Raw genomic sequence first — 14738 nt, forward strand, 5'->3', positions numbered from 1 at the left:
AGCCCTCCGCTCATGTCGGTGTCCCCCTCCCCTCCTCCGGTTCCTTTGAGCCGCGAGCGCTTCGAGGCGCTCGTGGCCCAGGGCTATGATCAGGTCCCTCTCTTCCGCACCGTGGAGTTCCACGGCCTACGGCCGCTGGAGCTGCTGCGAGCACTGCCCCCGGGACATCGCTTCCTGCTGGAGAGCACCCGGACGTCCAGCGAGGGGCGCTACTCCTTCGTGGGCTCGAAGCCGTTCCTCACCTTCCGGGCCAAGGGTGGGCGGTGCGAGGTGAACGGCGAGCCGCGCCCGGGCCCTCCCCTGGAGACCCTGCGCGAGTTGCTGAAGCGCTCGCGAGGCCTCCGGCTGCCGGGGATGCCTCTCTTCTGCGGCGGCGCAGTGGGCTTCTTCGCCTACGAGGCCGCGCACTACTTCGAGTCGCTACCACGCCACCCAAACGACGACCTGGGGCTGCCGGACATCGCGCTGGACTTCGTGGACACGTTCGTTGCCGTGGACCACCAGGAGGGCCGCGCGCTCTTGGTGGCCACGGGCAGCGACTACGACGATTGCGACCGGCGGGTGGCGGAGCTGGAGCAAGTGGTACGTGAGGTCGATGCCCGTAAGCCCAGGACGCCTGCGTGGCGCCTCGGGAACGAGCAGGCGCCCGACGTGGCATGGCGCTCCAACTTCACGCAGGAGGACTATCTGCGCGCGGTGGAGCGCGTACGGGAGTACATCCGCGCGGGGGACACCTACCAGGTGAACCTCTCGCAGCGGCTGGAGGTCGAGCCAAGGCTGTCCGCGCTGGAGCTGTACGAGGCCCTGTCCACCCTCAACCCCGTGCACTTCGCCAGCTACCTGGAGGTAGACGGAGTGGAGGTGGTGAGCGCATCGCCCGAGCGGCTGGTGCGGGTGGAGGACGGCCGAGCCATCACGCGGCCCATCGCGGGTACGCGCCGCAAGGGGACGCCGGAGGAGAACGCCCGCTTTGTCCACGAGCTGCGCACCAGCGAGAAGGAGCGCGCCGAGCACGCGATGCTGGTGGACCTGGAGCGCAACGACCTGGGGCGCGTCTGCGTCCACGGCAGCGTCCAGGTGACGAAGCTCATGGAGATCATCGAGTACGCCCACGTCATCCACATCGAGTCCGAGGTGGTGGGTCAGCTGACGCCGGGCGTGGAGCCGCTCGACGTGGTGGCGGCGGTGTTCCCGGGAGGCACCATCACCGGTGTGCCAAAGATTCGCACCCTGCAGATCATCACCGAGCTGGAGCCACACGCGCGAGGCCTCTACACGGGCTCGCTCGGGTACCTGAGCTTCACGGGAGAGATGGACCTGAACATCGTCATCCGCACAATGGTGCTCAAGGGCGGAAGGGCCTGGGTACAGGTGGGCGCGGGCATCGTCCACGACTCGGAGCCAAGGCGCGAGTACCAGGAGACGCTGCACAAGGCGCGCTCGTTGCTGCTCGCGCTGTCCGCGCGCCCGGTGGGAGACGCGTCATGATGCTGCTCATCGACAACTTCGACTCCTTCACCTTCAACCTCGTGCAAGCACTGGGCGGGCTCGGGGCGGAGCTGAAGGTGGTGAGGAACAACGCGCTCACACTCGCCGAGGCGGAGGCGCTGAGACCGGACCACATCGTCATCTCCCCGGGCCCCTGCACGCCGAACGAGGCAGGCATCTCCCTGGAGCTCATCCGCGCCTTCGCGGGTCGAGTCCCCATCCTCGGCGTGTGTCTGGGTCACCAATCCATCGGACAGGTCTTCGGAGGGCGCGTCGTCCGCGCCCCGGTGCCTGTGCACGGGAAGACGGGTGAGGTTCACCACGATGGCCGGGGTGTCTTCCACGGGATGCCGAATCCCTTCGTCGCCGCTCGCTACCACTCGCTGGTGGTGGACCGAGCGAGTCTCCCGGAGTGTCTGGAGGTCTCGGCGTGGTGCGGTGACCTGGTGATGGGCCTGCGCCACCGCGAGCACCCGTGGCTGGAAGGCATCCAGTTCCATCCCGAGTCCTTCCTCACGCCGCACGGAAACCACCTGCTCGCCAGGTTCATGGAGGCGCGCATCGGATGATGGACACGGTCGCGGTGAACGGAGAGGTGCGGCGGTTGGAAGAACTGCGGCTTCAGGACTTCCTCCAGTCTTTCTTCTTCGGCGCGGGCTTCTTCGAGACGTTCCTCATCGAGGAAGGGGCCCCGATGTTCCTCGAGCGGCACCTCGCGCGGCTCCGCTCGAGTCTCGCCGCCCATGCGAGCTGCGTACGCGCGCCTCCGCCGGAAGTGCTCACCGCTGGTGCTGTGCGCGAGGCGCTGCGCCGATGCCTGGAGGCGGATGTCCACCTGGGGCCGCGCTTCACAGGCGTGGGCAAGTGGGTGGCGGGAGATGGTCGGCTGCTGCTGTCCTTCCGCTCCCTGGCGCCCCAACACGAGCGCACGCTGCGCGACGGGTGGGTCCTCGATGAGGTGGAGGACCGCTGCTACCGCCGCGGAGATCCCTCCCTGAATCACAAGAGCCTCTCGTACCTCCGGCAGTACACACACCTCGGGCGAGGGACCGTCTTCGTCAACGAGGCCGGAGAGCTGTGCGAGGTTCCGAATGGGAACCTGTTCTTCCTCGTGGGGGACACGGTGGTGACCCCGCCGCTGGAGGCCCCGTGTCTGCCGGGGGTCATCCGATCCGTGCTTCTGGAGGAAGGTCGGCTCGGAGGATTGCCTGTCGTGGAGCGGGTGCTGACTCGGGAGCGGCTCGGGGACGTGCGGGGTTGTGTCCTCACCAACTCTGTCAGTTTGGTCCTCGCTGTCCCACTGCTGCTCGGGCGCGCGCTGCCCGAGAGCCATGAATGGGCCGGGTATGCGCGCACTGTGGTGCGGGAGTTTGCACGGCGAGAAGGGTGACGACCCTCACCCTGGCCCTCTCCCAGAGGGAGAGGGAATGGCGTGGAAGCCGAGGCCCTGCGCAATCTCGGCATCGGTGAGCTGGCGATAGGTTCCCTCGGGTACATCCAGAGTGAGTTCTCCCACGGCCTCTCGATGCAGCGTCTTCACAGGGTGTCCTACCGCCGCCAGCATCCGCTTCACCTGGTGGTGCCGCCCCTCGGTCAGCATCAGCTCGACTTGACTGGGAGCCAGCAGCCGAGCCCCCGCCGGCCTCGTCGGTCCATCCTCCAGGACAAGGCCCTCACGCAGCCGCTGGAGCGCCGCCTCCGAGGGGGTTCCCTCGACCTCTGCCACGTATCGCTTGGACACGTGGGTCTCCGGAGAGGTCGCGTGCGCCACCAGTCGCTCCTCGTTCGTGAAGAGCAACAGGCCCGTGGTGTCTCGATCCAGCCGCCCCACCGCGTACCACTCGTAGCCTCGTAGCTCTGGCGCTAGCACCGCGCGCAGTCGCTCGAAGACGGTGCCGATGCCCTCGGGATCGCTCCCGTGCACCACCACCCCCGCGGGCTTGTGGAACATCAACGCGAGCGTCCGCGCCTCCAGCGTGCGCAGCTGCCCATCCACCCGCACCACGCTCCCCGCGTGCACCGGTGCGAAGGGCTCCGTCTCCACCCGTCCGTCCACCTCCACCCTGCCCTCGCGCAGGGCCTGCTCCGCTTCAGCCCGCGGCAACACCCCCGCTCGGCCCAGGGCGCGCACCAACCAGTCCGCGCGCTGCCCCTCCGGCACGGGCTCCTTGCGTCGCCGCGCGGCCTCCAGCCACCGCGGTGTTTTCGGCTTCCTCGCCATCAGCGCACCTGCTCCCTGTTCACCTGTTTCCCATTCCTATTCCCCACGCGCGAGCACCTTCCTCCGCCGCCTGCTTCGCGAGCGTTCCCCCTCCCCATCCTGGCGCATTCCTGAGCGTGCCTAGCTTGAGCCATGTGTGGGTCATTCCTGCATGAGCAGCACAACGTTCCAACAGACTCGGAGGAAGACCGTATGGCAACCGTGACTGAAGGAGGCATCCAAGGGAGCAGCTTCACCAACACCGGCTCGAACATCGGCGCGAGTGGTGTGTCGGCCCAGAGCGCTGACACCGGCTTCGCGGCTCAGGGCAAGGAGCAGGTGAAGCGCTTCACCGGCGTGACCCGGGATCGGGTCTACCATCAGGTGGACAGCCGGAAGGACGAGCTCGTTAAGGGCCTGCAGGGATTCATCTCCACGCTGGAGAACGCCTCGCAGAACGCCGATGGCATGTCGCAGCAGGTGCTCCATGGCGCCGTGGGCTACATCCGCAAGTTCTCCGACCGCATCGAGAACGGCACCACCGAGGAGTTGATGCAGGACGCGCGGCAGTTCGTCCGCGAGAAGCCTGCGCCCTTCTTCGCTGGCTGCATCGCCCTGGGGTTCCTCGCCGCCCGCGTCCTGAAGGAATAGGGAGGCCACGATGCGACCCGGCAATCCAGAGACTCGCGGAAGTTACACCTATGAAGAGCGCACCGTCTCCGGCGACGGCATGTCGGAGCGCGCCTTCGGCTCGCTCGTGGGCGAGTTCTTCGATCAGGCCAAGCGGCTGATCCGCGCGGAGCTCTCCCTCGCGAAGACCGAGCTGAGCCAGGAAGCAACGAAGTTCAAGGCCGGCGGCGTCATGGTGGGAGTGGGCGGCGCGCTGCTCCTCATCGGAGGTATCGCCTTCATGCTCTTCGCCTGTGCCCTGCTGGCGATGGTGCTGCCCTTCTGGGCCGCGACGCTGATCGTCACGGTGGCCTTCCTCGCCATCGGCGCGGGCGTCGCCTTCGCGGGCATCAAGAGCATGAAGCAACTCCACGCACCCACCAAGACAATCCAAACCCTGAAGGAGGACGGGCAATGGGCGAGCAGGACGTTCCAATCCGTGAAATCACAGATGCACGGGCACGCATGAGCGAGCTCGCCGATGAGCTGGCCCGTCGCATGGAGCCAGAGCACATCAAGGCGCTCGCCGCGGACAAGGTCACGGAGATCAAAGAGCAGGCCCGGGAACGGGTCACCGAGAAGGCAGACGAACTGAAGACGCATGCCAAGGAGGCGGTGATGCGCAGGACCTATGACATCAAGGATCGGGCAGATACGCCCAAGGGATGGAGCATGCTGGGCGCCATCATCGGCGCCGGAGTGGGCTCCGTGCTGATGAAGAAGGCCTTCGACGTGCGCCATGACGGCTCGGACATCGGCGGTCGCCGCATGTACAGCCGTCACGACCTGGAGACGCCATCGCTGGTTCCGGCGCCCGAGGGCGGCCTGATGAGGCCCACCGGAGACGTACGGGGCATGCGCGGCAGTGACGTCGGCGTGCGGACCAGCACGGACGTGGGTGACGTAAACGCCGGGGAAAGCAACCTGAAGAGCCGCGCCTCGGACGCCGTGGACATGGCGAAGGACAAGGCGTCTGATCTCAAGGAGCGCGCCAGCGGGATGGTGGACCGGGCCGTGGACAAGGCCCATGGGCTTCGCGAGCGCATCCCGGACCGGGGCGAGATGCGGCACCAGGCTTCCGACTGGTACAGCACCGTGACCGACAATCCGGTGCTGCTGGCCATCGGCGGCCTCGCGATCGGCGCGCTGTGTGCCAGCCTCATCCCGGTGACCAACCGCGAGCGCCAGCTCATTGAGCCCGCCAAGAGCAAGGTGAAGGAGCGCATCTCCGACCTGGGCGATCAGCTCGAGAGCAAGCTGTCGGGTCAGTCCGAGGACACGCGCGGCCAGGAGGAAGAGTTCCGGTCGTCCGCCTCCGCGGAGAGCGAGCGGGAGCGGGGTTCCATCCCGCCACTGCCGCCGCTCGATGACTACACCTCCGTGCACTGAGTCACGGAGCGCACGAGGCCGGACGGGGCGGACAACGCCTCGCCCGGCCTTGCTCTATCGACTGTCCGCCGGAGCCGAGACGCGAGCCCGCCACTCGCGATCGAGCAGGGCGTAGATGAGGGAGTCGCACCACTCCCCCTTGATGAACATGTTCTCTCGGAAGTGAGCCTCCTGGCGCATGCCCAGCTTCTGCATCACTCGGGCGGAGGCCGGGTTGCGCGGGTCGCAGTCGGCCCACATGCGGTGCAGACCGAGCGTTCCGAAGCCGAAGTCCACGAGCGCCTGTGCGGCCTCGGACGTGTAGCCCTGGCCCCACCGCGAGCGATCGAGGACGTACCAGACGGTGGCCTCTCGCTGCTCGAAGTCCGTGATGCGCATGCCACAGCGGCCGATGAGCCGGTGGCCGTCGCGCAGCACCACCGCGAAGTCGTAGACGCTCCGAGGCGTCTCACGCGCCAGGTCCATCACCCTGCGGATGTAGCTCCGGCTCTCCTCCGGAGTGCGAACACCGTGGGACTGGTAGCGCACCACCTCGGGATCGGACTCGTAGGGGTGGGTGAAGCGCCAGTCCTCCTCCTCAAATTCGCGCAGCAGCAGGCGGGGCGTGGACAGGGGCGTGGTGAGCAGCATGGCGGTCAGGACTCCTGGCCCGAGTCAGAGGAGAAGAAGGGATGGGCCATTCCCTCCTCATCGACGAAGAAGAAGCCCTGGAAGCGCGCGGCGTCCGGGGCTTCCGGGTGTTGGCGAGCCTCCGCCAGCCGTGCGTAGGACAGGGAGGCGATGTCGTCCTCCTTCACGCCGGCGAGCGCGAGGAAGCCGGGGCGGCTCTCTCCATCACGCAGCAGCGTGGGCCGGTGTCCCTTGAAGTCGAGCGCGGTGGACACGCGCTGGAGGGCGGCATGAGCCTGAGCGAGCTGCTTCGCGGTGCGCATGCGCAAGGCGACCTCCTCGCGAGTCTGGCAGGCACCCTCCACATGGGCGCCGACCTTCAGGGTGTCTTCGCCGGTGGAGAAGACGAGGACACGGCTCCCCGGCAGCTCTCGGGAGAGCGCAGTCGCGGCCTCCTCGGCGGCCTCGCCCTCGACCTGGGGCCACAGCCGCAACGCCTTACCCGGACCGGAGGCGAGGAAGGCCGACAATCGACGCGAGCCGAGCGAACGCTGCACCTTGGTACGCGCCGCTCCCAACACGATGAATCCCTGCGCGAAGTCACTCATAGGTCGCAAGAGCACGGCGAACGGACGCCTTCGTCAAGAGGGAGCGCTCGGAGGGACGCCGTGGGGCAGGCAACCTGACAGCAGGAATGACAGAGGCTTCGTTTGACTCCCCAGAGAGCCTCTGCCATGTGCGCCCCGTGCTTCCGGCAGAACAGTTCGTCGCCTTCCAGCCGCCACCGCCAGGCCCCTCGGTCTCGTTCACGCTGCGTCTTGGACAGGCGCTGCACCGCTATGGCACTCCCGCCCACCGGCTGGAGGAGCAGATGCGGCTGGTGTCGCAACGGCTGGGGCTCGAGGCTCGCTTCTTCTCCACGCCTACCTCCATCTTCGCGTCCTTCGGTCCTCCCGAGTCCCTCCAGACCTGCCTCATCCGCGTGGAGCCCGGGGAGATGGACCTGGGCCGGCTGGCGAGCCTCGATGCGCTCGCGGACGAGGTCATCCGGGGCGCGCTCTCCCCCGAGGAGGGTGCCGAGCGTGTGGAGGCCGTCCTCGCCGAGCCCCCTCGCTACGGCAATGGCCTGCACCTGCTGTGCTGGGCCCTGGCCGCCTCGGGCGGAGCGCGGCTCTTCGGCGGCGGCCCTCGGGAGATGGGGGTGGCGGCGCTGATCAGCCTCCTCATTGGCGGGCTGGACCTGTGGACGCGGCGACAGGCCTCGACGGTCTGGGTGCTGGAGCCCGTGGCGGCCGTCCTCTCCTCGGCACTGGCCGTGGCGGCGGCGAGCCTCGTGGGCCCGCTGTCGGTCCAGGTCGTCACGCTGGCGGGCCTCATTGTGCTGCTGCCCGGGCTGAGCCTGACGGTGGCCCTCAACGAGCTCGCCACACGCAACCTCATCTCCGGGACGTCGCGGCTCACGGGCGCGGCGCTGGTGTTCCTGGAGCTCGGCTTCGGCGTGGCGCTCGGCACCCGGTTGACGGAGTGGCTCCCCGTCCCCCCGAAGCTCGGTCCGCTCCCGGCGCTCCCGGCCTGGACGGAGCCGCTGTCCATCGTGCTGATGATGTTCGGAGTGAGCGTCCTCTTCCGCGCCCGGCCCCGCGACTGGGGGTGGATCGCCCTCGCCGGAATGTTGGCCTACCAGGGCTCGCGTCTGGGCTCCCAGTTGCTGGGACCGCAGCTCGGCGCGTTTCTCGGAGCGCTCGTCGTGGGGATGGGCACCAACCTGCTCTCGCGCGTGCGCAACCGCCCCGCCGTCATCACCGTGGTGCCCGCCATCATGCTGCTGGTGCCGGGCAGCATCGGGTTCCGCAGCATGGAGTCCCTGCTCGCCCGAGACGTGCTCGCGGGCGTAGACACCGCCTTCTCCATGCTCATGGTGGCCGTGGCCCTCGTCGCCGGCCTCCTGTTCGCCAACGCCCTCCTCCCGCCGCGCAAGGTGCTCTGACGCGCGTTCCGTCCAACCCGCCCGGATACCACTCCCTGCCCTCTAGGGCTTGACCGCCTGCCCTCCGTCTGGCATCTTGATTTTGAAAACGAAAATCAAAATCATTTTCAACATTCAACGTGAATCCGAGGAGGACCCATGCCGACGACCCCCTGCTGCCGCACCCTCCTGGCCCGTAGCCCCAGCGCGGAGGTGACGCGCTGCACCTGCGGCCACATCCACCTGAGCCTCGGGCCGATGACGATCCGAATGGACGAGGCCGCGCTGCACGCCATCTGGCTCACGATGGGGGATGCGGTGCGGGCCCTGTCCGGGGGACCCGAGCAACCCTCCAAGGAGGCCGCCGTCGGAGGGTGGAAGCAGTGAGCACGCTGACGGAGCTGCTGCGGCAGGCCACCGCCAACGAGGCCCACGCCGCGACGCACACGGCCTTCGCCGGGCGGCTCGCACGAGGAGAGCTGGAGCGGGCGAACTATGTGCGGCTCCTGTCCTGCCTCCAGACCGTCTACGCGGAGTTGGAGTGGGCGCTGATGTGGAATCGCCTGCACCCGGCGGTAGGCCCCCTGTGTCTACCCGAGCTGTGGCGGAACGAGCTGCTGCAGGACGATCTGCGGACCCTGCTCGGCCCGGGCTGGTATTCGAACGCGCCACGCCAGGAGGTGGCGGCCTATGTGGAGCGGCTCGGCCTCCTCTGCGACGAGGCCCCCGAGCTGCTCGCAGCGCACGCCTGGGTGCTCTACGCCACGGACCTGCCCGGAGCCGGCCAGAGCGGCGCGGGGATTGCGCGTACACTCGGGCTGCGCGGGAAGATGGGAACGGTCTTCCTCCGCCATGCCACCCACTTGGATGGAGAGGCCTACCGGGCCCACCTGCTCGATACGCTCGACCAGATGCCTCTGGACGGGAAAGCACGTGAGGTACTCGCCAACGAGGCGCGGCGCGCCGTGCGTGGGGTGCACCTGCTCTTCGAGGCGCTGGGCCGGAGCCTCCCCGCGGCTCACGGACGGCGCGAGAGCTCGAGGACGGGAAGCTGGCTGCCACGGCTGTGGGTACCAGCGCGTGGGATGTCCTGAGGCGGCTGGACGGACAGTCGCGTCAATGAAGCGGCTGGCCGAGGGAGTCCAGGACAGGACGGCGAGTGGGGAGGGTTCGGTGCTCGTGATCGTAGAAGCACTCGGGGCCGAGCAGCGAGATGAGCTCGCGCTCGCGGGCGATGCCCGTTTCAGTGCCGGCCTCGGTGGGCAGCTCGTAGGGTTGGACGAGGACGATGTCCTCCCCGAATTGCTTGTGGCACTCAGCGGGCAATGAGCCAAGGCGCTGGCCGAACATGCGGATGAAGGGAGGCCCGTAGAAGTTGCGCCAGACGAGACCCGGAAGACCCTCGCTGTAGTCGCGCACGGTGAATTCGTCTTCCGAGTAGGTGAACTCCCCTCCTTCCGTGGGGATGCTCTTACGAACGCGCCGCCGTTGCTTGCCTTCGAGATCCGTTTCCAGTCCAACCAGGGTAAGGGGTGATTGAACGAGACGCATGAGCTCCGCCACCTGAGGTGCAAGCGATGCGCGCCAGGAGGCTTTCGAGGCGGAACTGACCGATGTCATCCAAGAAATGGAACCCGTGAAGGGGGGCGCACCTGTAGAGGAAGGCTGAATCCAGATGAAGTCCCGATCTGTCCTGGCCGCGACGCACAGACTCCTACGAGCCTCGTAGTGGGCGATAAGCGGAGCAAGATCAAGACGAGTGGGATCCATGGCATTGGCCAGAGAGGCGGAACCATAACGCCTGGGCTCGAACCATCGGTATTGGACAAGCACAAGACCGAGGAACCCCCGTACGACTTCGCCTGAAGGACGGCCTGGAGGAAGTCTTATCTGGATGTCGAGGTACTTGACGGACATGACATATCGGGAGAGGGGGATGTTGGGTTCCGAATCATGGATAGTAGTTCAGACGTGCTTTGCCATCGTCTGTCAGGCCCTTCAAGCGCCGCAGAAGCGGCTTCGACAAATGCGTAGGGCCATCACGATGATTGGCGGAGCGGACCCACAATTCGAGGTGGCCACCGAACTCTTCCACATACTCAATCATCGCATCGAGGTTGCCGGTGACGGATAGCTCCTTGCGTGCTTTGGCCTCGACGAAGGAGTAGGGCTGGCCCCATATCAACTCCGTCGGGTTGCCCTTCACGGCGTCGGGAATGAACCCCTGTGAACGGCTACCCGGCGGGGGCATCATCATCGCGGTGTTGCGCTCATGGTGTTTGGTTTTGAGGATGGCGTCCTCGAAGGCGTTGCCCGCCGGCCGGTTCTTGAGAATGGTCTCATACAGGCGCTCCCAGTCTTCGTCTGGCTGGAAGGAGAATCGCCGGTATTTCTCCGGGTGGCGGAACTGGTAGTCCACCCAGCGCTGCGCCTTGTGGGCCCGCGTACCGGGTAGCAGCCGGCTGCCATCTGGCAGGGTTCGCACGCCCAGCAGCGGCACCTTCTGGCCGGCCCGCAGCGCCTCGGCCGCCTCGCGCAGAGCCGCCTCCAGCCCATGCGCAACCCGCTCGAGGAATCGCAGCTCCTCCTGGGTGAAGGTGTGGCCCCGGGAGGCCTCCATCATCAAGCGCTCGATCTCCTTCGCATCCTTGGGGGACAGGTGCGAGGCCACGCGCGAGAGCACCTCCACCTCGTTCAATCCCCGGCCCGTGAGCAGCGCCAGCCGCTCGGCGCCCTCCTTGCCCCCCTTCATCAGCACGGCACCCGTGACGAAGGGCAGCAGCACACCCAGCGCACACACCACTCGCTCGGTGCGCGAGAGTTGATGGCCTGTAAAGCTCTCGCCGGTAACGGCCGCCCGCGCATCCGTCACCTCTCCCACCCCCGGTGACAAACCCACCAGGAGTTCCAGCACCAGCTCATCAGAGGTGTACACCTCCGGGTCCAGGGCCTCGCTGTAATCCAGGTGCACGGGTGCCAGCCGGCCCAGTTGCACCGCGCTCGCCAGAGCGGAGCGGCTCGCCAGCAAGTAGAGCGCCACCTCCTCGGGCGTGCGCTTCAAGAAGTCCGGGTCCTCCGTATGAGCGTAGGCCCAGGAGAGTGTGGCGTTGCCCAGGGCCCGCAGCGACAGCTCGCGAAGAGGCGATTCCGCGAGCAGGTAGCCCGGTGCCACACGGCGCGGAGGCGCCAGGTGCGTCTCCAGTAGCGTACGTCCCCAGGCCTCATACTCCGCCAGCTTGCGCTGCACGGCTCGCCCGCGAACCTCACGCTCTCGCTCCTCCTCCAACAGCTCCACGTACCGAGCCAGAGGCGAGGGGGCCTTCTCCAACGCAGCCTCCGGTTGCCGCAGCACCCATGCATCCAGCTTCGTCAGCGCCGCCAGCTCCTTGCGGAGTGCGGCCTCGGAGAGGCTGGAAGCCTGGAGCTTCTCCCGCTGGTGGCGAAGGAAGGCCTCGTAGGGAGCCTGGGGCGACACGGCCGAGAGCACCGGGCCCGACGACTCCACCTCCTCCCTCCACATGCCTTCGCTCCGCCTCAATGTCAGCACCACCTCGCCCCGGTGGCCTCGCACGTACCGGTACAGCGCCCACTCCAGCAATTGGCGGAAGCTCTCCGCCTCCACCGCAGCAACACGGGCACCTGTCCCCTCGTGCTTGTGGAGGGCAAGTAACCGTACCCGCCCTCCTTCCACACGCATCCCGAGAGACAGCCACGCCCCCCTGCGCCTCAACCCGCGCACCGCCGCCCACGCCTGGGTACGTATCTCCTTCGTCCCCTCCAGCACCTCGACTGCGGGTGTCATCGAAGAGGTCATGCCCACTCCCACCCCGCCCCTCGACAATTCCAGGCGAGAACCCGGGCCGCCGTCCGTGTGGCTCCGGCATGCGGACACCGCCACCAGCAGCACGATGAGAAGGAAAGAGAGAGTCCTCATGCGGAGCGCAGTGGGGGAGCACCGTCGACAAGAGATCGAATCTCTGCGCACCGCGCCCCCCGTGCAGTCACAGGGAGCGCGGGAGCCGCTTCACTTCGAGCCCTCGGGGAGAGCGCCCCCGCCCCGCGCCATCTCCACGGCGCGCAGGATGGCCTCCGGCGTCGCGGGCGAGGTCAGCTCCACCGGCGTGCGCGGCGCCCCGAATGCGGCCACTGCGTGCCGCAGCGCTGTCACCGCGCCGATGGCCAGCATGAACGGAGGCTCGCCCACCGCCTTGCTGCCGTGGAGGGTGTTGTCCTGCGGCGCGCGCTCCAGCAAGGCGACACGGAAGTCCTCGGGCGCATCCCCCACCGCCGGAATCTTGTACGTGTCCGGCGAGTGCGTGACGAGCCGCCCCTTCGTGTCGAACAGCACCTCCTCGCACGTGAGCCACCCCAAGCCCTGGATGAAGCCTCCCTCGACCTGGCCCTTGTCGATGCTGGGCACCAGTGAGGAGCCCACATCGTGGAGAATGTCCACGCGGCGCACGCGGTGCTCGCCGGTGAGGCCGCTCACCTCCACCTCCACCACCGCGGCGCCGAAGGCGTAGTAGTGGAAGGGTTTGCCGCGTCCGGCAACCCGGTCATACGAGATGTCCGGCGTGCGGTAGTAGCCCGTGGCCGACAACGACACCTGGGCCAGGTACGCGGCATGAACCACCTCGGCGAACGACACCGAGCGCTCGGGACGTGCGGGAAGGAAGACGCGGCCCCCGGAGAAGGCGAGCGAGTCCACCTCTCCACCGCGCTCGAGCTGCAACAGCCGCGCGGCCACCGGGCGCAGCCGATCCCGGAGGACCTCGCACGCCTGCTTCACCGCCTGGCCATTGAGGTCCGCGCCGCTGGAGGCGGCCGTGGCCGAGGTGTTGGGCACCTTGTCCGTGGCGGTGTTCATCACCCGCACGCGCTCGGGAGGGACGCCCAGCTCATGGGCACACACAGCTCGCATCTTGGTGTGCAGCCCCTGCCCCATCTCGGTACCACCGTGATTGAGCTGCACGCTGCCGTCCGTGTACACCACCACCAGGGCACCCGCCTGGTTGAGGAAGCTCGTGGTGAAGGAGATGCCGAACTTCACCGGCTGAAAGCCGATGCCTCGCTTCGTCCACCGCGAGGAGGCGTTGAATGCATCAATCTCCGCGCGCCGCTGAACGTAATCGCTGGAGGCCATCAGCTCGGCGTAGATGCGCGGCAGGCGATTGCCCTCCACCGGCTGCCCATACGGGGTGACGTTCCCGGGAGCGTCCCGGTAGAAGTTCCGCTCGCGCACCACGGCCGGATCCAACCCGAGCTGCTCGGCGGCGCGGTTCAGCACTTCCTCCATCACGAACATGCCCTGAGGCCCGCCGAAGCCGCGGAAGGCCGTGTTGGAGGGCAGGTTCGTCCGGGCCACCCGGCCGACGAACTGCAACGCCGGGACGAAGTACGCGTTGTCCAGGTGGAAGAGCGCTCGATCCAGGATCGCGTGCGACAGGTCCGTGCTCCACCCTCCATCGGAGAACAGCTCGACCTTCAACGCGAGCAGCCGCCCCTCGGCGTCGAAGCCAGCGTCATAGTGGCCCCAGAAGGGGTGACGCTTGCCCGTGAAGGCCATGTCCTGGTCGCGGTTGAGCCACACCTTCACCGGCCGCCGAGTCACGCGCGCGCCCAGGGCCGCCAGGGCCGCGAACGGCGCCGCCTGCGTCTCCTTGCCGCCGAAGCCGCCTCCCATGCGCGGCACCTCCACCACCACCTGGTGCCGCCCCACTCCCAGCACTCCGGCGACGATGGCCTGCACCTCCGAGGGGTGCTGGGTGGAGCTCCACAGGTGCACCGCGTCGTCTTCACCGGGCACCGCCAGTGCCACCTGCGTCTCCAGGTAGAAGTGGTCCTGAGCGCCCGTCATGCACTCGCCCGAGAGGCGCACCGGCGCCGCTGCGAGCACCGCCTCCGGCTCTCCCCGGCGGATGGTATGCGGGGTGGTGTGGAAGGCACCGGCCTCCACCGCCGCCTTCAGGGTCAGGAGCGCGGGCAGGGGCTCGTACTCCACCTCCACCAGCGCGGCGGCACGGCGGGCCAGGTCGGCGCTCTCCGCCAGCACCAGCGCCACCGTCTGCCCCACGAAGTGCACCTCGCCGTCGGCAAACAGGGGCTCGTCGTGGATGACGGGGCCCACCTGGTTCTCTCCAGGGATGTCCTCGGCGAAGAGCACGGCGTGGACACCGGACAGGGCCTGGGCACGCGAGGCGTCCTTGCGTAACAGACGCGCGTGCGCGTGCGGCGAGGTGACGAGGTGCCCCGCCAGCATCCCCGGCGGCGCGGGCAGGTCGTCCACGTAGAGGGCCTCGCCGCTGGTGTGCTTCAGGCCGCTCTCGTGCGGAGCCGGGGCATGCAGGGGCGTACGGGCCGGCTCGGTCTGCTGGGCGCGGGTGGAATCAGGAGAAGAAGGAAGCGTGCTCATCCGTT

General features: G+C 67.9%; 15 protein-coding genes. 9 read left to right on the forward strand and 6 right to left on the reverse strand.

All coding sequences use genetic code 11. From position 1 onward, the window contains the following. The first annotated feature begins 12 nt into the window (after positions 1–12). Genes F0U60_RS40290 through F0U60_RS40300 form a run of 3 tightly spaced genes read left to right on the forward strand, consistent with a single transcriptional unit; the run spans position 13 to position 2878 of the window. Positions 13–1488 (forward strand): anthranilate synthase component I family protein, encoded by a 1476-nt coding sequence (locus F0U60_RS40290; protein WP_395807820.1) that lies wholly within the window; start codon positions 13–15, stop codon positions 1486–1488. Next, positions 1485–2057, forward strand: coding sequence for an anthranilate synthase component II (locus tag F0U60_RS40295; RefSeq protein ID WP_395807823.1), 573 nt, complete (start codon positions 1485–1487; stop codon positions 2055–2057). The genes F0U60_RS40290 and F0U60_RS40295 overlap by 4 nt, the downstream gene beginning before the upstream one ends. Beyond that, positions 2054–2878 (forward strand): aminotransferase class IV, encoded by an 825-nt coding sequence (locus tag F0U60_RS40300; protein WP_395807825.1) that lies wholly within the window; start codon positions 2054–2056, stop codon positions 2876–2878. The genes F0U60_RS40295 and F0U60_RS40300 overlap by 4 nt, the downstream gene beginning before the upstream one ends. Before the next feature lie 6 nt (positions 2879–2884). Here F0U60_RS40300 and F0U60_RS40305 read toward each other — a convergent pair whose 3' ends face one another. Further along, positions 2885–3709, reverse strand: coding sequence for a pseudouridine synthase (locus F0U60_RS40305; protein ID WP_395807827.1), 825 nt, complete (start codon positions 3707–3709; stop codon positions 2885–2887). A 192-nt stretch (positions 3710–3901) separates the two neighbouring features. On the opposite strand from F0U60_RS40305, the gene F0U60_RS40310 reads away from it, so the two are divergent. Genes F0U60_RS40310 through F0U60_RS40320 form a run of 3 tightly spaced genes read left to right on the forward strand, consistent with a single transcriptional unit; the run spans position 3902 to position 5746 of the window. Further along, a complete protein-coding gene (locus tag F0U60_RS40310) occupies positions 3902–4339 on the forward strand; it encodes a hypothetical protein (protein WP_395807829.1) in 438 nt (145 codons plus the stop codon). 10 nt (positions 4340–4349) lie between these two features. Next, positions 4350–4826: a phage holin family protein gene (locus F0U60_RS40315; protein ID WP_395807831.1), complete on the forward strand. Its 477-nt coding sequence runs from the start codon at positions 4350–4352 to the stop codon at positions 4824–4826. Continuing rightward, positions 4823–5746, forward strand: coding sequence for a hypothetical protein (locus tag F0U60_RS40320; RefSeq protein ID WP_395807833.1), 924 nt, complete (start codon positions 4823–4825; stop codon positions 5744–5746). The genes F0U60_RS40315 and F0U60_RS40320 overlap by 4 nt, the downstream gene beginning before the upstream one ends. A gap of 54 nt (positions 5747–5800) precedes the next feature. On the opposite strand, the gene F0U60_RS40325 is transcribed toward F0U60_RS40320, so the two are convergent. Both F0U60_RS40325 and F0U60_RS40330 read right to left on the reverse strand, forming a co-directional pair. Beyond that, complete coding sequence (locus F0U60_RS40325) at positions 5801–6376, reverse strand: GNAT family N-acetyltransferase (protein WP_395807835.1); 576 nt, start codon at positions 6374–6376, stop codon at positions 5801–5803. Between the two features lie 5 nt (positions 6377–6381). Beyond that, positions 6382–6978, reverse strand: a complete 597-nt coding sequence (locus F0U60_RS40330; protein ID WP_395807838.1) for a hypothetical protein — start codon at positions 6976–6978, stop codon at positions 6382–6384. A gap of 122 nt (positions 6979–7100) precedes the next feature. Between F0U60_RS40330 and F0U60_RS40335 the strand changes: the two genes are divergently transcribed. The 3 genes from F0U60_RS40335 (at position 7101) to F0U60_RS40345 (ending at position 9415) form a co-directional block, all read left to right on the forward strand. Beyond that, positions 7101–8342, forward strand: coding sequence for a threonine/serine exporter ThrE family protein (locus F0U60_RS40335; RefSeq protein ID WP_395807840.1), 1242 nt, complete (start codon positions 7101–7103; stop codon positions 8340–8342). A gap of 138 nt (positions 8343–8480) precedes the next feature. Next, positions 8481–8708 carry a hypothetical protein gene (locus tag F0U60_RS40340; RefSeq protein ID WP_395807842.1) on the forward strand — a complete coding sequence of 76 codons (228 nt, stop codon included), beginning with the start codon at positions 8481–8483 and terminating at the stop codon, positions 8706–8708. Then, positions 8705–9415 carry a heme oxygenase (biliverdin-producing) gene (locus tag F0U60_RS40345; protein ID WP_395807844.1) on the forward strand — a complete coding sequence of 237 codons (711 nt, stop codon included), beginning with the start codon at positions 8705–8707 and terminating at the stop codon, positions 9413–9415. The genes F0U60_RS40340 and F0U60_RS40345 overlap by 4 nt, the downstream gene beginning before the upstream one ends. 22 nt (positions 9416–9437) lie before the next feature. Here the strand turns inward: F0U60_RS40345 and F0U60_RS40350 are convergent, their stop codons facing one another. The 3 genes from F0U60_RS40350 to xdhB all read right to left on the reverse strand — a co-directional run bounded on the left by F0U60_RS40350 (position 9438) and on the right by xdhB (position 14733). Next, the gene (locus F0U60_RS40350) at positions 9438–9872 is read right to left on the reverse strand and encodes a hypothetical protein (RefSeq protein WP_395807846.1); all 435 of its coding nucleotides are present in this window, start codon (positions 9870–9872) and stop codon (positions 9438–9440) included. 400 nt (positions 9873–10272) lie between these two features. Continuing rightward, entirely contained in the window at positions 10273–12135 is a 1863-nt protein-coding gene (locus tag F0U60_RS40355) for a pre-toxin TG domain-containing protein (RefSeq protein WP_395807848.1), read from the reverse strand. A 210-nt stretch (positions 12136–12345) separates the two neighbouring features. Further along, complete coding sequence (gene xdhB / locus F0U60_RS40360; protein ID WP_395807850.1) at positions 12346–14733, reverse strand: xanthine dehydrogenase molybdopterin binding subunit; 2388 nt, start codon at positions 14731–14733, stop codon at positions 12346–12348. Between the last annotated feature and the right edge of the window lie 5 nt (positions 14734–14738).

The organism is Archangium minus (assembly GCF_044360475.1).
Taxonomy (GTDB): domain Bacteria; phylum Myxococcota; class Myxococcia; order Myxococcales; family Myxococcaceae; genus Archangium; species Archangium minus.

What these genes read in the sequence shown, in the direction of transcription:
- F0U60_RS40325 (WP_395807835.1), bottom strand. Translation starts at nt 6,376, where the DNA reads ATGCTGCTCACCACGCCCCTGTCCACGCCCCGCCTGCTGCTGCGCGAA.
- F0U60_RS40310 (WP_395807829.1), top strand. Translation starts at nt 3,902, where the DNA reads ATGGCAACCGTGACTGAAGGAGGCATCCAAGGGAGCAGCTTCACCAAC.
- F0U60_RS40315 (WP_395807831.1), top strand. Translation starts at nt 4,350, where the DNA reads ATGCGACCCGGCAATCCAGAGACTCGCGGAAGTTACACCTATGAAGAG.
- F0U60_RS40350 (WP_395807846.1), bottom strand. Translation starts at nt 9,872, where the DNA reads ATGCGTCTCGTTCAATCACCCCTTACCCTGGTTGGACTGGAAACGGAT.
- F0U60_RS40305 (WP_395807827.1), bottom strand. Translation starts at nt 3,709, where the DNA reads ATGGCGAGGAAGCCGAAAACACCGCGGTGGCTGGAGGCCGCGCGGCGA.
- F0U60_RS40340 (WP_395807842.1), top strand. Translation starts at nt 8,481, where the DNA reads ATGCCGACGACCCCCTGCTGCCGCACCCTCCTGGCCCGTAGCCCCAGC.
- F0U60_RS40295 (WP_395807823.1), top strand. Translation starts at nt 1,485, where the DNA reads ATGATGCTGCTCATCGACAACTTCGACTCCTTCACCTTCAACCTCGTG.
- F0U60_RS40300 (WP_395807825.1), top strand. Translation starts at nt 2,054, where the DNA reads ATGATGGACACGGTCGCGGTGAACGGAGAGGTGCGGCGGTTGGAAGAA.
- F0U60_RS40290 (WP_395807820.1), top strand. Translation starts at nt 13, where the DNA reads ATGTCGGTGTCCCCCTCCCCTCCTCCGGTTCCTTTGAGCCGCGAGCGC.
- xdhB (WP_395807850.1), bottom strand. Translation starts at nt 14,733, where the DNA reads ATGAGCACGCTTCCTTCTTCTCCTGATTCCACCCGCGCCCAGCAGACC.
- F0U60_RS40355 (WP_395807848.1), bottom strand. Translation starts at nt 12,135, where the DNA reads ATGACCTCTTCGATGACACCCGCAGTCGAGGTGCTGGAGGGGACGAAG.
- F0U60_RS40320 (WP_395807833.1), top strand. Translation starts at nt 4,823, where the DNA reads ATGAGCGAGCTCGCCGATGAGCTGGCCCGTCGCATGGAGCCAGAGCAC.